Below are 13,735 nucleotides of genomic sequence, written 5' to 3'. Positions count from 1 at the left end.
CCTTCACTGCTTCCGCCGCCCCGAATCCAGTTTCCTGCGATGAATAGCGCCGTCGTCAATGAGATACCGGGCGAGGCGGTGGCCGCGGCTCCCGCCGCAACGGCCGGCCTGCGCAACGCCTCCAAGCGGTTCGGCGGCACGATTGCCCTCGCCGAGGCGAGCTTCGACCTCCTGCCGGGCGAGGTGCTCGCCCTTCTTGGTGAAAACGGCGCTGGCAAGAGCACCTGCGTGAAGCTGCTTGCCGGCGTCTACCGGCCCGACTCGGGGGCTGTGATCATCGATGGCCAGCCGGTGGATCACTGGTCGCCGCTCGAAGCCCAGCGCCGCGGCATCGCGGTGATGCATCAGCATCCCGGCCTGTTCGGCGACCTCACGGTCTTCGAGAACATCTTCGTCGGCCATATGCCGCGCCGCGCTCTGGGCAGCATCGATTATGACCGCATGCGCGAGGAGGCGCGGGCGCTTCTGGAGGTGGTAGGCCTTTCCTGCGCACCCGAGGACCGATTGAACCAGCTGCGTACTTCCGAGCAACAGCTGGTCGAGATCGCCCGCGCGCTTTCGGTGAATGCCAAGGTGCTGATCATGGACGAGCCCACGGCCGCCTTGTCCCAGCGCGAGGTGGAGCGTCTGTTCGCGGTGGTCGCCCAGCTCAGGGCGCGGCAGGTGGCGATGATGTTCGTCGGCCATCGCATGGAGGAGATCTTTCGCATCGCCGACCGGATCGCCGTGCTGCGCGACGGCCATCTCATCGGCGTGAAGCCGGCCGCCGAGCTCGATCGCGACCAGGCGGTGCAGATGATGATCGGCCGTCCGCTCAAGGCGATCTATCCGCAATGGGAGAGCAGGCCGGGCGAGGAGGTGCTGGCGGTCTCCGGCCTCTCGCGCGACGAAGCCTTCCGCGATGTCTCCTTCACCGTTCGCGCCGGCGAGATCGTCGGCCTCGGTGGCCTCGTCGGCAGCGGGCGCACGGAGATCGCCCGCGTGCTGTTCGGCATCGACCAGCCGACGTCGGGCACCGTCACGCTCGCCGGCAGCGAGGTCTCCTTCGCGGATCCGCCGGCCGCGATGGCCGCCGGCATCGCCTATGTCTCGGAAGACAGGCTCGGCCAGAGCCTGGTGATGGATTTTCCCATCCTCGCCAATGCCTCGCTGCCCGTCATCGAGAAGGCGACCTTCGCGGGCCTGGTGATGCGCCGGCAGGAGCTTGCGCTGGTCGAACCGCATCTCAAGCGCCTGAAGCTGAAGTTCCGCAGCTATGATCAGCCGGTGAAGACGCTGTCTGGCGGCAACCAGCAGAAGGTGGTGCTGTCGAAATGGCTTGCTACCCACCCGCGCCTCCTCATCCTCGACGAGCCCACCCAGGGCATCGACGTCGAGAGCAAGTCCGAAGTGCACAGCATGATCGCCGAACTGGCCCAGCAGGGCCTTGCGATCATCCTGATCTCCTCCGAGCTGCCGGAGCTGGTCAGCATGTGCGACCGCATCGTCGTGCTGCGCGAGGGCGAGGTCACCGGTGAGTTCTCCCGCGGCGATGTCGACCAGGAGCGGGTGATCCGCGCCGCCACCGATGCCGACAGCGCCGATGCCGGCATGGTCCTGGCTGGTCCCCTGCATGCCGGCGAAGTGGAGAGCCGGGAGGCGCAGCCTTCCTTCCTGCAGCGCCTGCTTCGGCATCGTGAGCTCGGCCTCATTGCCGCCATGGCCGTGGTGGCCCTTCCGGTTATGGCCGTCAACCCGCGCATGATCAGCGCCGAGAACCTCACCGCCGTCGCCATGGACGCGGCGCTGCTGATGATCGTGGCGGTGGCGCAGATGCTGGTGCTGCTCACCCGCAATATCGATCTCTCCGTTGCTTCGGTGATCGGCCTTTCCGCCTATGGCGCGGCGAGCTTCATGCACGGCCATCCCGAGGCCTCCATCCTGCTGGGCATTGCGGTCGCCTGCGGCATCGGCCTTGCGTGCGGAGCGCTGAATGGCCTCGTCGTCACCCTTGGCCGGGTGCCGGCCATCGTCGTCACGCTCGGCAGCCTGTCGGTCTTTCGCGGTCTCAACAGCCTGTGGGCCGGCGGCAAGCAGATCAGCGCCGACCAGGTGCCGCAGGACTGGCTCGACATGACGAGCGCGCGCGTCGCCGGCATTCCCGCCGTGATCCTCATTGCCCTCGTCTGCGTCGTCGCCATCGGCCTTGCGCTGCGCTACCTGCCCGTCGGGCGCGAGCTCTATGCCATAGGCTCCAATCCGGACGGTGCTTCCCTCATCGGCATCCGCAAGACCGCCCTGGTGCTCTGCGCCTTCATGCTGGCGGGCCTGCTCGCCGGCTTTGACGGTGCGCTCTGGGCCTCGCGCTATGCCACCATCGACGCCCGCGTGGCGCTCGGCTTCGAGCTGACCGTGATCGCCGCCGTGGTGGTGGGCGGCGTCGCCATCCGGGGTGGCGCCGGCTCGGTGCTCGGCGTGGTGCTTGGCGCACTGACCCTGCTCGTCATCCAGAACGGGCTGACATTGGTGCGGGTCGATCCGCTCTGGCTCCAGGGCGTCTACGGCCTCGTCATCCTCCTCGCCGTTGGCGTCGATACGGTGATCGGCCGGCGCACCTTGCTGGCGCGGAGGCGGCGATGAAGACGGGACTTCTCGAAAGACTCGCCACCTGGGAGAACTTCCTCGGCCTGCTTACGGTTGCCGTGCTCGCCTACGCCGTGCTGGCGGTGCCGAACTTCGCCACCGGCTTCAACATTTCCCAGGCGATCGCCGGCGCCTCCGAGCGTGCGCTGATCGTCCTGCCCATGGTGCTCCTCATCATCGCCCGCGAGATCGACCTCTCGGTCGCCAGCATCCTGGCGCTCAGCAGCGTGGTGTTCGGCGTGCTGATCCAGGCGGGGTATGGGCAGGAAATCGCCATCCTCGGGGCGCTCGCCACCGGCATCCTCTGCGGCGCCTTCAACGGCGCGCTGGTGACTTATCTTGGCCTGCCGTCCCTCGTCGTCACATTGGGCACGATGGCGATGTTCCGGGGCATCGGCTACATCATCCTCGGCACGGATTCGGTGAACGAGTTCCCGGATTCCTTCACGGATTTCGGCATCAACACGCTGGGCGACTCGCCCCTTCCCTGGACGATCGTGCCCTTCCTGGTGCTGGCGCCGGTCTTTGCCATCATCCTGCAGAAGACCGCCATCGGCCGGCGCATCTACGCGCTTGGCGGCAGTCCGGATACCGCCCTCTATGCCGGCGTGCGGGTTGCCCGCATCCGCCTGAGCCTCTTCATCGTCAGCGGCCTTGTCAGCGCCATTGCCAGCATCGTCTTCACTGCCCGCCTCGCCAATGCCCGCGCCGACAATGCCATCGGCCTCGAGCTCGACGTCATCACCATCGCCCTGCTCGGCGGGGTCAGCGTGTTCGGCGGCAAGGGCAAGCTCACCGGCGTGTTCCTGGCCCTGGTGCTGATCGCCACCCTGCGCAACGTGCTCGGCCTCAGCCAGATCGGCGGCGATGCCCAAGGCACTGTGATCGGCCTGCTGCTCATCCTCTCGCTGCTGATGAGCACGACGGCGCAACGCTTCTACACGGTGCTGCAATCCGCACTGGCACCGGATCGTCCCGCGCGGCCGGGTTCAAGCGGCCGGGCGGGCAAGTCGAAAGCACCTTGAACGAAGAAAGCCACAAGGAGGAACGGCCCCAATGACGAAGCATCTCTTGACTACGGCGGCATTGCTGCTGGGCGCGACCATCATCTCCACCGGCGCTCTGGCCGCCGAGAAATGCTCCAAGGAGCCGGTGACGGTGGGCTTCCTGCCCAAGCTCGACACCGACCCCTATTTCCAGGTCGCCAAGACGGGCGCCGAAGAGGCGCAGGGCGAGATCGGCGGCAAGGTCATCCAGCAGGCGCCCTCGCAGGCGACCGCCGAGGCGCAGATCGAGTTCATCAACAATCTGGTGTCGCAGAAGGTGGACGTCATCGCGATCTCGGGCAATGACGCCAATGCCGTTGCGCCGGCCCTGAAGCGCGCCGTCAAGCAGGGTGTGCGCATCGTCTCCTATGACTCCGATGTCGCCGAATCCGCCCGCACTCTGTTCTTCAACCAGGCCAAGGGCGACAGCCTCGCCGAGATGATGCTGGAGAGCATGGGCCAGATGATCAACTACGAGGGTGATTTCGCCATCCTCTCCTCGACTCCGACGGCCACCAACCAGAACGCCTGGATCGACTTCATGAAGAAGCGGCTGACGGAGCCGAAATACGCCAAGATGAAGCTGGTGCAGATCGCCTACGGCCAGGAGAGCGAGCAGATCAACCAGCAGCAGGCGCTCGGCCTGGTGCAAGCCTTCCCGAACCTGAAGGGCATCATCATTCCCGCCGGCATCGGCCTGCCGGCCGCCGCACGCGCGCTCGACCAGGCCGGGAGCCTCGGCAAGGTCAAGCTCACCGGCCTTGCACCGGCGACGCTGATCAAGAAATACATCCAGAACGGTTCGGTCCAGGATATCTGGTGGAACGTGAAGGACCTCGGCTACCTCACCTATTACGGGGCGCAGGCGCTGGCCCAGTGCAAGATCGACGGCAAGGAAGGCGGCAAGTTCAAGGCCGGGCGGCTGGGTGACTATACCGTCGGCGCCAAGGGCGAGGTGGTGCTTGGGCCGGCGAAGATCGTCACGCCTGCCAATGTCGAAGAGTTCAAGTTCTGAGGAACCTGAACACGGGCCTTGCTGGAGAATGTAAGACTTGGGATGCCAGGACTTATCCTGGGCATCCCAGGCATTGTCTCCGATCTGGCCATGCTCCGGCAAGGGCGTGCCGGTGCATTGGACCCGTCATCCCGGGCGACGAACGAGAGCCGGGATCCATGAACACCATCCTCCGAGGACAGTGTTCATGGATTCCGGCGCTTCGGCCGGAATGACGGGTCCGGTACACTTGCTAGAGCAAAGTGGCTTTAGACCTGATCGCCACGCGCCAAGAGAGACTGTCATCCCCGGCGAGCATGTCACAAGCTGTTGCTTGTGACTGCGAGGGAAGGGGATCCAGGGGCTGTAGGTCTCTGCCATATGAGCCCCTGGATCCCCTTCCCGGGCCTTCGGCCCGCCGGGGATGACAGCCGATCGAAACAAAAACCATAACGCTTTAGCTCAATATCCGCTCCTTGGATCAACACCCCTCAATTCAGGAATACGACATGACGGATAGCTGGTCGCTCGACTGGTCCCATGGCAGCGTGACTGTCCACAGCGGCGCCGGCGCCATCGGTCGCACGCGCTTTCGCCTCGAGGACGGCCGCGAGGTCGAGCCCTTCCACGAGGCGCCCTGGATCACGGCCGGCGAGGCGGTCGAGCCGGAGGTGCGCAACCTCAGGGGCGACTGGCCCTGCCTGCCCTTCGGACGGGTCTACGGCCCGGATGACCGGCTGGTGGAGCCCTGGCACAGCCTTGTGGATGCGCCGGTGCCGGCTTCGGCGCTCGCCGAGAGCGATTTTCTGCTGCATGGTTACAGCGCCAACGCCGAATGGAGCCTGGTATCGAAGACCGAACGCGAAATCGTCCTCGGCCTGGATTATCCTCCGGATTCGCCCATCCAGCGCATCACTCGCTCGATCCGGCCGCTCGACGGACAGGCAGGCCTCGATGTCGCCGTCGAGATCTTGGCGCAGCGGCGCTGCGTCAGACCGTTCGGCTTCCATCCCAACTTCGCACTGCGCGGGGCGCCCGGCTCCTTCCATATCGAGCCTGGGCCGTACAAATTCGGCCTGACCCATCCCGTCGACGAGGTGCTGGCCCGCGCCGCGCCAAACAGCCGGATCGCCAGCCTTGCCGACGTGGCGCTCAAGGGAGGCGGCCACGAGCGCTTCGACCGCCTGCCCTTCGCCGACGACCGCGAGGACATCATCCAGCTCTGCGGCATCGAAAAGGGCATGCATCTGGTTGACCACCACGACAGGGTCGCCTGGGACCTGAGCTGGGATACGACGAAGCTCCCCTCCTGCCTGCTGTGGATGAGCAATCGCGGCCGCAAATTCGCGCCGTGGAACGGACGCAACCTCTGCGTCGGCGTCGAGCCGGTGGCCTCGGCCTTCGATTTCGGCAGCGTGATCGCGGGAGCGGACAATCCTATCGCGAAGGAGGGGATCGCCACAGCGCTGACGATCGAGCCGGGGACACCGTTTACGGTCGGGTATCGCCTCGTCGGAAATACCCTCGCCGCGTGAGGCTGGGTCCTTTCCGCGACTGCCTATCAGGAAGGGGATCCAGGGGCCGAGGTCTCTGCCCTGTCGGCCCCTGGATCCCCTTCCCCTCGTTCTCTCTCGCTGCGCTCGCGAGCAACTCAGCCCGGGATGACAGCCAAAGCAATCGAACTTAAAGCCACCGTGCTCTAGCCGCAGACCATCCGGCCGCTCCTCTCGCACAGGCCGTCCGGCCCGTGGGTTGTTCGGCAGATTGCAATCGCCGATTCCTCGTCCGGCGTCGTACGGGTCCCTATCTGGACTGTCGCGCACGAGGCTCCCACGGATTGATCACGCTCAACCCAGCGGCCTCAAAAGGGCTGGTGTCGCGAGTGGCAACGGCGAAACCGCGTGAAGCCGCTGTGGCAGCGATGTATCCGTCGGCCTTGCTGATCGCTTGACCGGCAGCCCGCGCGCTTGCCATGAACTCGGCATATGCTTGGGAGGTTTCCAGATCGAATGCCAGCACGCGGCCCTTGAAGGCTGGCAGCACTTCCCGCTCCAAGCGCTCCTGATAGATTGTCCGGCGCTTTCCGGCCGGCATCGCGGCAATACCGAAACGCAGTTCGGCCACGGTAATCGCCGACAAGTAAAGGCTTTCAACAAGCTGGGCATCAATCCAGGTCAACACATTCGGCTCGGGTACAAGCTTCCACAATTCTGAAAGCACGTTGGTGTCCAGAACAATCATTCGTCGAAGCTGATGGGTTCGGCCGCGGCCTTGTCCCGCTCAAAAAGGGCGTGTTCCTCGCCGGTCAGGCCGCCTGCCTCGCGGGCAATCGATACCAGCAGGGACCCGAGTTTTAGGCGACCATCAGGCTTTGCAGCCTGCTCCAGTATTTCGCGGATTTCAGCCTCGGTACTGCGTCCGTGCAGAGCCGCGCGAACGCGGATGGCGCGGTGCACCTCATCTGGGACATTGCGGATGGTAATGGAGGGCATTGACTGCTCGTGGCGTGATTGCTTTCATTGATTGCAATCTATATATTTGCAATCACGATGGCAAGCTCTACCAATCAACATTCGATTTCCTACATTTCCAATCGAGCAGAGCCCGCATTAGTAGGTGAGGTTGCGAATAGTTTGTGGATAAAATTCGCTAACAGCGAATTTTATTCCGCGCGCAGCTACGAATCGGTTATGGTTCGTACGTCGAATGAAAACGGGATGACCTTCACTCACTGAAGCCCTGCGGGGCTTCGCGGGAGGCGCGAGCCTCCTACCAAATCTCCGGCGCTCGCGGGTATCCGACGGGTGGCGGGGGCGGGCGGCACCGCGAAGGGTGCGGTTCCGCCCGTACATGCAGGTAATGCGCTTCTGCCCACTTCTCTCTGACCACGAAGGGGTCGCTGCAATAGTGCAGCGACTGGTTAGGAGGAGGCCTTCATGGAAGGTGAGTTCGATCGGAAGCGGCGGCGGGTAAAGAAGATGCGGCTTAACTGGGCCAAGTGTCTGGTGAAGCCTGTCACCGTGCGGATGGCGGTGGCTGTCATCGTCGGGATCACCAAGGTGATTGCGGCGTTGTACAAGCTTTACTGCGAGTTTCGGCACTAGCCCGCCGCCCTGTTTTGTACACGTCTCAGGAGTGAATTTGATGATGAACGAGGCTTTGCGGCTAATTCGAGTATTCCACGATATGAAGCAGGCTGAAGCGGCAAAGGCTTTAGGTGTTTCGGCCTCTTATTTGTCTGAGGTAGAGAAGGGAAAAAAGAAAGCGACGCTGGAACTCATCGAAAAATATGCAGAAACATATCGGATACCGGCGTCGTCGATCTTGTACTTTTCGGAGAACATGGGTCAGGCACGCGCCGTCGAGACAACTCGTACTGCTGTCGCTAGTAAAATCATCAAATTGATGCAGTTCCTCGAAACGAAATCAGAGCGCGCAGATGTTGACTAGACGCGGCAGCTACACCCTTGAACAGTCAAGCCTCTATCGAATGACTCGTCGCGCGCGCCTGGCCGAGCTGCTGGGGCTAACCGACGCGCAGCTTCGCCACGTTACGAAATACGCTGACACACTCTACCGCGAGTTTGATCAACCAAAAAAGAGTGGCTCCGGCACTCGCCATATCGAGGATCCGGCCAAGCTGCTAAAGACCGCTCAGGGAAAGTTGGCAAAATTGCTTTCCAGAATCGCGCCACCCGATTTTCTCTTTTGCCCTGTTAAGCGGCGCTCCTACGTAACCAATGCCGCGCGTCATCGCGGCAACCGTGTCATTCGTTCCCTCGACATCCACTAATATTTCCCGAACACCGCCGCGCGCCGCGTGTTCTGGTTCTTTAATTCCGTGATGGGGTGTGGGCGCGATATTGCAGGAACGTTGACGAGCTTTGCATGCTATCGCGGACACCTACCGACAGGCAGCCCTCTCAGTCCAATCATGGCGTTCTTCGCCCATTACGACATGTGGAAGGAAATAGCCTCGATCTGCCGTCGCGAGGGTGTTACGCTTACCGTTTACGTCGACGATCTTACGGTCTCAGGCGAGCGTGTGCCAGAACGAGTGATGTGGGAGATAAAGGAGACCATCCACGGCGCCGGCCTGCGGTATCACAAGGAAAAACTTTTTGTCGATCGACCGGCCGAGGTCACCGGTGTGTTCGTTGTTAACAACAACATCTCTGTTCCACACAAACAGTTCAAGAAGCTAAGGCTGGCATTGGAGTCCGCGAAATTGGCCGGTTCACGCCAGACTAAAAAGGCGCAGCTTCAGCTTGACGGCCTAAAGGGCCAGCTATCGCAAATTCGGAAGGTGGCAGCGGCGTTGAACTGATACCGTGCTTGTCGATATTTGACCGAAGCGAGCCTATTGACCCAGAGGCGAGCGTGAAGAAGATCAAAATAGGTCACCGCGTGACTTTTCAGGCGGCTGTCCGTCAAGGCAATCCGGCTCTCACCCGCATAGTTCGCGCCGTTTACCCCGACGGGCACGGGATGATGTGAAGCGCAATTATCCAGCACCACGCTCTGGAGCAAAATGTATTGGGGAACGATCGGATTTCCAAATTAATGCGCAGGCACCACGTCAATCTTGCGATTCCTGGCGATTCGATCTGACGGTAAAACACCCCGATCCGGAAGCAATTTATCTTAGTGAGCGTTCGGAGCCGGCGGATACGGGGTGTTGAGAAAGAAGTGTATGAGAGATCAAGTGTTCATTGAGTGGAAGGGCCACGGCGGTTAAAGCTATTATTCTTAGATAATCCCTTGGATACTTGGTCAAACAAGTCGTGAGCTCCCAGTTCAATGGACATCTCTCTTTGTGATATTTTCCTCCTCTGGCCTTGTCTGCTTTCAAGCTACATGAACAAAAAATCAACAAATATTGACTTTCATTCCTTCCCATGCTTTATTCCGTGACGGAATGAGGCGTCAGCGGCCGGCGTAGGAACAACCCGGCTCCGAACGCTTCCATCCACCCCGACAGCCTGTCCAGGCGACAGGCGCATGCGGCGGTCCTGCTTCCTTCGAAGCCGGCCTCCAGGGGTGACGAGCGGGACAGAGGGATCGGCACCCCATGGAAGTGCCAGGCGATGGAAAGACCACGCAATCCCCGGACGGAGCGTGAAGGGCTTGAGCCCGGCAACGCCTTCGTCCCTCCTCCCGCCGATGCGGTGAAGACGGCTGATGCCACCGTCCGGCCAGGATGGACGTCGCTCAGCCCCTTTGCCGGGCCGGCTGGGTTCGGGTTCGGATGGTCCGTGCCATCCGCTCCAGGCTCGCCTCCGCCTTCAGAAGGCGGAAAAACGGGTAGCCTTGCATGCTTTGTCAGCGTGCCCGGCCGCCGGAACGGGGCGATGGCGGCTCGCATCGACAGTGCGGCCTGCATCTTCCATGATCCTGCTTTCACGGCTGCCCCGCAGCCGCCATCGCCCGGTCTCCTCATCAACCCAGCCCGGGAGGGCGTGGGAACGCGGACGCTTGCGCTTTGCAGCGAGAGGGAATGACAGTGCCGGAGCCATCGGCCATCGATCTCTGCCAGATCTTCCCTACGTTGCAGGTGCGCGCCCGCACTCACGGTCTTATTCTTGTCACCGACACCAAGCTCTCTTGGCAGAAGCGTCGTGGACGTGCATTCATGCTGTGCCGCAGCAAACTTCGTTGCCGGCCTCGATGCCTGCCCATCTGCGAGACGCCCTCCATGTATGACTATGACATGCTCGTCATTGGTTCCGGCCCTTCCGGGCGCCGTGCCGCCGTGCAATCGGCCAAGCTCGGCAAGTCGGTGCTGGTGGTGGAGAAGGGCAGGCGGGTCGGCGGCGTTTCCGTCCATACCGGCACCATTCCCTCCAAGACCCTGCGCGAGACGGTGCTGAACCTCTCGGGCTGGCGCGAGCGCGGCTTTTATGGCCGCTCCTATCGCGTCAAGCAGGATATCGGCGCCGGCGACCTGATGGCCCGCCTGCAGAAGACGCTGGACCACGAGGTCGAGGTTCTCGAGCACCAGTTCAGCCGCAACACCGTGCGTACCGCCCGCGGCGAGGCCCGCTTCGTCAGCCCGCACGAGATCGAGATCACCTCAGATGCCGGCGAGAAGCGCATCGTCTCGGCGGCCCACGTGCTGATCGCCTGTGGCACCAGGCCTTTCCGGCCCGATTATGTGCCCTTCAACAATACGACAGTGTTCGATTCCGACGAGATCATCGAGCTGCCCAAGCTGCCGCGGAGCCTCGCGGTGATCGGCGCCGGCGTGATCGGCGTCGAATATGCCACCATCTTCTCCGCCCTCGATGTCGCCGTCACCCTGATCGAGCCGCGGCCCACCTTCCTCGACTTCATCGACAAGGAACTCATCGACGAGTTCATGCATGAACTGCGCGATCGCAATGTCGCGCTGCGCTTGGGCTCTGCCGTCAACTCGATCGAGGTGGGCGAGAATGGCCGCATCACCACCAAGCTCGGGGATGGGCGCCATGTCACCACAGAGATGCTGCTGTTCGCGGCCGGGCGCTTCGGCGCCACCGACAGGCTCAATCTCGAGGCCGCCGGGCTGAAGGTCGACCATCGCGGCCGCATCGACGTCAATCCCGCGACGCTGCAGACCGAGGTGCCGCATATCTATGCGGCGGGCGACGTGATCGGCTTTCCGAGCCTCGCCTCCACCTCGATGGAGCAGGGGCGTGTGGCCGCCTGCCACGCCTTTGGCCTCAATCCGCCACCACCGCCGGAATATTTCCCCTACGGCATCTACTCGGTGCCGGAAATCTCGACCACCGGGCTCACCGAGGAGGAAGTGCGCAAGAAGGGCATACCCTATGAAGTGGGGATCGCCCGTTTCCGCGAGACGTCGCGGGGCCATATCATGGGGCTCAACAGCGGCATCATGAAAATGATCTTTTCGACCAAGACGCGCCGCCTTCTCGGCGTACACATCCTTGGCGAGGGAGCAACCGAGCTGATCCATATCGGCCAGGCAGTGCTCAACCTCAAGGGAACGATCGACTACTTCATCGAGAATACCTTCAACTATCCGACACTGGCCGAGGCCTACAAGATTGCCGGCCTCGACGCCTGGAACCGCATGGGGCGGTAACATGGAGGAACAGATTTCCATCTCCCGTCTTTGCCGATAGCCAGGCTGCGTGGTTCGAGCCGGGGGCCGTGATGTCAGCAAGCGTGACCATCCTTACTTCGCCACCTCAACCGACACCTCAGGGAGGCTGCCGTGCCTAACGAACACCAGCTCGTCGTGCTCTTCGACGTCGACAACACCCTGCTCGACAATGATCGCTTCGGCGACGACCTCATGGACAAGCTTGAAAGCCTGTTCGGCGCCGAACAGCGGGCTCGTTATCGCAAGCTCTATGAGAAAATCCGGGACGAGCATGGCTATGCCGATTATCTCGGCGCCCTGCAGTTCTTCCGCGCCGGACTGGATGACGATCCCAAGCTCCTTGAGATGTCGGGCTTCATGCTGGAATATCCCTTCGCCGAGCGTGTCTTCCCGGGGGCGCTGGAGGCGATCGCCCATCTCAAGGCCTTCGCCACCACGGCCGTACTCTCGGACGGCGACGTGGTCTTCCAGCCGCGCAAGGTGCAGCACGCCGGCATCTGGGATGCCATGGGCGGCAATGTGATGATCTATCTGCACAAGGAGCTGGTGCTCGATGCCGTGCAGCGCCGCTACCCGGCCGATCATTACGCCATGGTCGACGACAAGCCACGCCTGCTCGCCAAGATGAAGAAGGTGATGGGCGACAAGCTCACCACCATCTATGTCCGCCAGGGCCATTACTCGGCCGAAGCCGAAGCCGAAGGCAAGGTGATCGATCCCAGGCCGGATGTCACCATCAACCATATCGCCGACCTGCTCACGCTCGACCGCAGCGCCTTTTACGGCGAGCAGACGCTGAGCAAGGCGGGGTAGCCTGGCACATCGAAGAGAGAGGCCACCACGTTCCCGTTCGTGGCCTAGCCACGGGCATTGGCCAATCGCCGGCGAGGTTCGAAAATCCTACAGGCGCCGAAGTTGGTGAAGGTTAGCTTCTGCGCGAGAAGAGCCTTTTGATGCGGCCGAACAGGCCGGCGACGATCATGAGGCCGACGATGAAGAACTTCTTGCCGAAGGCGAGCAGCAAGGCGAGCAGGCCGACCTTCTTGGCTACGGCTACGCCGACACCAGCCGCCACTAGGCCAGCTAGGCCATATTCGGCCTTGGCGTCCGAGGAGGGGCTGTAATCCTCGTACCGCGCGCCCGGATTATAGGCCGCCACCGTCGCCAACTTCTTGGCGCCGATGTCGACATCGGGCAGCTGCGACATGGTCGACACCATGTTGAGGCTGACATAGCCGCGCCGGCCGAGCACGCGCACGTCATAGTTCAGCGTGTCGTCTTTCTGGGTACCGAAGCGCAAATCCTGTGCCCAGACGATGGAATGATGTTGCGGGTCATACGAGGGGTGCTGCGCCCAGCCAACGATGTGCACGGGCTCGTAGCCCTGTTTGACTCGGGCGGCATTCTCCTCGGCCTCGCCCTCGCGCATCTGAGTGATGATGGCATCGTAGTCGGCCGTCTTGGAATCCTCGTCAGAGACATAGCCTGTGCCCTTGAAGGTCACGACCGCGCCCCATTGTGCGTTGATGAAGGACGTCTTGTCCTTGAAGATCATGCCGATCACATTGGAGACATTGCCCGGCGGGTTGCCCCAGCCATCCACCAGCACCTTCTTGGCTTCCTCCGCGCTGAGGAAGTAGTAGTCCTGGCCGAGATGGAGCGTCGCCTCCGCAAGGATCAGGCGAACATCGCCATACTGGGGATGCAGGTTCGCCTTGAGATCCAGGATCTTCTGGATCTTGGCCTGCTCCTCCGGCGTAGGATTGTCCGCCTTGGCAACGGAAAACAGTGAAACGCTAGCCAAAAGACTCAAAACAGCAATAAATCTATGCTTCATAACACTTCCTCAGAACCCCGGAATGACGCTTAGCATGGCTAATTCCCTAGAGCAAGGTGGTGTCTGGATTGTTTCAAGAATGTTGATGTATTCTTACCACAAGACTTGTTTGACGGTGATGGAGCAAT

Annotated in this window: 13 protein-coding genes; 10 read left to right on the top strand and 3 right to left on the bottom strand. The window is 62.1% G+C overall.

Translation table 11 applies throughout. The annotated features are described in order from the left end of the window. Positions 1-39: 39 nt before the first annotated feature. The 4 genes from ACMDCR_RS27695 (at position 40) to ACMDCR_RS27680 (ending at position 6,197) form a co-directional block, all read left to right on the top strand. Complete coding sequence (locus tag ACMDCR_RS27695) at positions 40-2,619, top strand: ATP-binding cassette domain-containing protein (protein ID WP_413989700.1); 2,580 nt, start codon at positions 40-42, stop codon at positions 2,617-2,619. Then, positions 2,616-3,647, top strand: a complete 1,032-nt coding sequence (locus ACMDCR_RS27690) for an ABC transporter permease (RefSeq protein ID WP_413989699.1) — start codon at positions 2,616-2,618, stop codon at positions 3,645-3,647. Before ACMDCR_RS27695 ends, ACMDCR_RS27690 begins: the two co-directional genes overlap by 4 nt. Positions 3,648-3,678: 31 nt before the next feature. Then, positions 3,679-4,683: a rhamnose ABC transporter substrate-binding protein gene (locus tag ACMDCR_RS27685; protein WP_413989698.1), complete on the top strand. Its 1,005-nt coding sequence runs from the start codon at positions 3,679-3,681 to the stop codon at positions 4,681-4,683. Between the two features lie 488 nt (positions 4,684-5,171). Further along, positions 5,172-6,197 carry a hypothetical protein gene (locus tag ACMDCR_RS27680; protein ID WP_413989697.1) on the top strand — a complete coding sequence of 342 codons (1,026 nt, stop codon included), beginning with the start codon at positions 5,172-5,174 and terminating at the stop codon, positions 6,195-6,197. A gap of 268 nt (positions 6,198-6,465) precedes the next feature. On the opposite strand, the gene ACMDCR_RS27675 is transcribed toward ACMDCR_RS27680, so the two are convergent. Together ACMDCR_RS27675 and ACMDCR_RS27670 are read right to left on the bottom strand one after the other, a co-directional pair. Further along, positions 6,466-6,903: a type II toxin-antitoxin system VapC family toxin gene (locus tag ACMDCR_RS27675; RefSeq protein WP_413989696.1), complete on the bottom strand. Its 438-nt coding sequence runs from the start codon at positions 6,901-6,903 to the stop codon at positions 6,466-6,468. Beyond that, entirely contained in the window at positions 6,900-7,154 is a 255-nt protein-coding gene (locus tag ACMDCR_RS27670) for a FitA-like ribbon-helix-helix domain-containing protein (protein ID WP_413989695.1), read from the bottom strand. Before ACMDCR_RS27670 ends, ACMDCR_RS27675 begins: the two co-directional genes overlap by 4 nt. A 444-nt stretch (positions 7,155-7,598) precedes the next feature. On the opposite strand from ACMDCR_RS27670, the gene ACMDCR_RS27665 reads away from it, so the two are divergent. The 6 genes from ACMDCR_RS27665 to ACMDCR_RS27640 all read left to right on the top strand — a co-directional run bounded on the left by ACMDCR_RS27665 (position 7,599) and on the right by ACMDCR_RS27640 (position 12,583). Further along, on the top strand, positions 7,599-7,766 hold the full coding sequence (locus ACMDCR_RS27665) for a hypothetical protein (protein ID WP_413989694.1): 168 nt from the start codon (positions 7,599-7,601) through the stop codon (positions 7,764-7,766). A gap of 40 nt (positions 7,767-7,806) precedes the next feature. Beyond that, complete coding sequence (locus ACMDCR_RS27660) at positions 7,807-8,112, top strand: helix-turn-helix transcriptional regulator (RefSeq protein ID WP_413989693.1); 306 nt, start codon at positions 7,807-7,809, stop codon at positions 8,110-8,112. Next, complete coding sequence (locus ACMDCR_RS27655; RefSeq protein WP_413989692.1) at positions 8,102-8,455, top strand: hypothetical protein; 354 nt, start codon at positions 8,102-8,104, stop codon at positions 8,453-8,455. The genes ACMDCR_RS27660 and ACMDCR_RS27655 overlap by 11 nt, the downstream gene beginning before the upstream one ends. A gap of 141 nt (positions 8,456-8,596) precedes the next feature. Then, entirely contained in the window at positions 8,597-8,989 is a 393-nt protein-coding gene (locus ACMDCR_RS27650) for a hypothetical protein (RefSeq protein ID WP_413989691.1), read from the top strand. A gap of 1,368 nt (positions 8,990-10,357) precedes the next feature. Further along, a complete protein-coding gene (sthA, locus tag ACMDCR_RS27645) occupies positions 10,358-11,749 on the top strand; it encodes a Si-specific NAD(P)(+) transhydrogenase (protein ID WP_413993748.1) in 1,392 nt (463 codons plus the stop codon). Positions 11,750-11,881: 132 nt separating this feature from the next. Beyond that, positions 11,882-12,583, top strand: coding sequence for an HAD family hydrolase (locus ACMDCR_RS27640; RefSeq protein WP_413989690.1), 702 nt, complete (start codon positions 11,882-11,884; stop codon positions 12,581-12,583). 112 nt (positions 12,584-12,695) lie between these two features. Here the strand turns inward: ACMDCR_RS27640 and ACMDCR_RS27635 are convergent, their stop codons facing one another. Continuing rightward, positions 12,696-13,574: a DUF2167 domain-containing protein gene (locus ACMDCR_RS27635; RefSeq protein ID WP_413989689.1), complete on the bottom strand. Its 879-nt coding sequence runs from the start codon at positions 13,572-13,574 to the stop codon at positions 12,696-12,698. Between the last annotated feature and the right edge of the window lie 161 nt (positions 13,575-13,735).

The sequence above is a fragment of the Labrys okinawensis genome (assembly GCF_047345005.1).
In the GTDB taxonomy this organism is placed as follows: domain Bacteria; phylum Pseudomonadota; class Alphaproteobacteria; order Rhizobiales; family Labraceae; genus Labrys; species Labrys okinawensis.
Note: the sequence above shows the minus strand (reverse complement) of the source record. Positions and strands in the feature narration are given on the sequence as shown.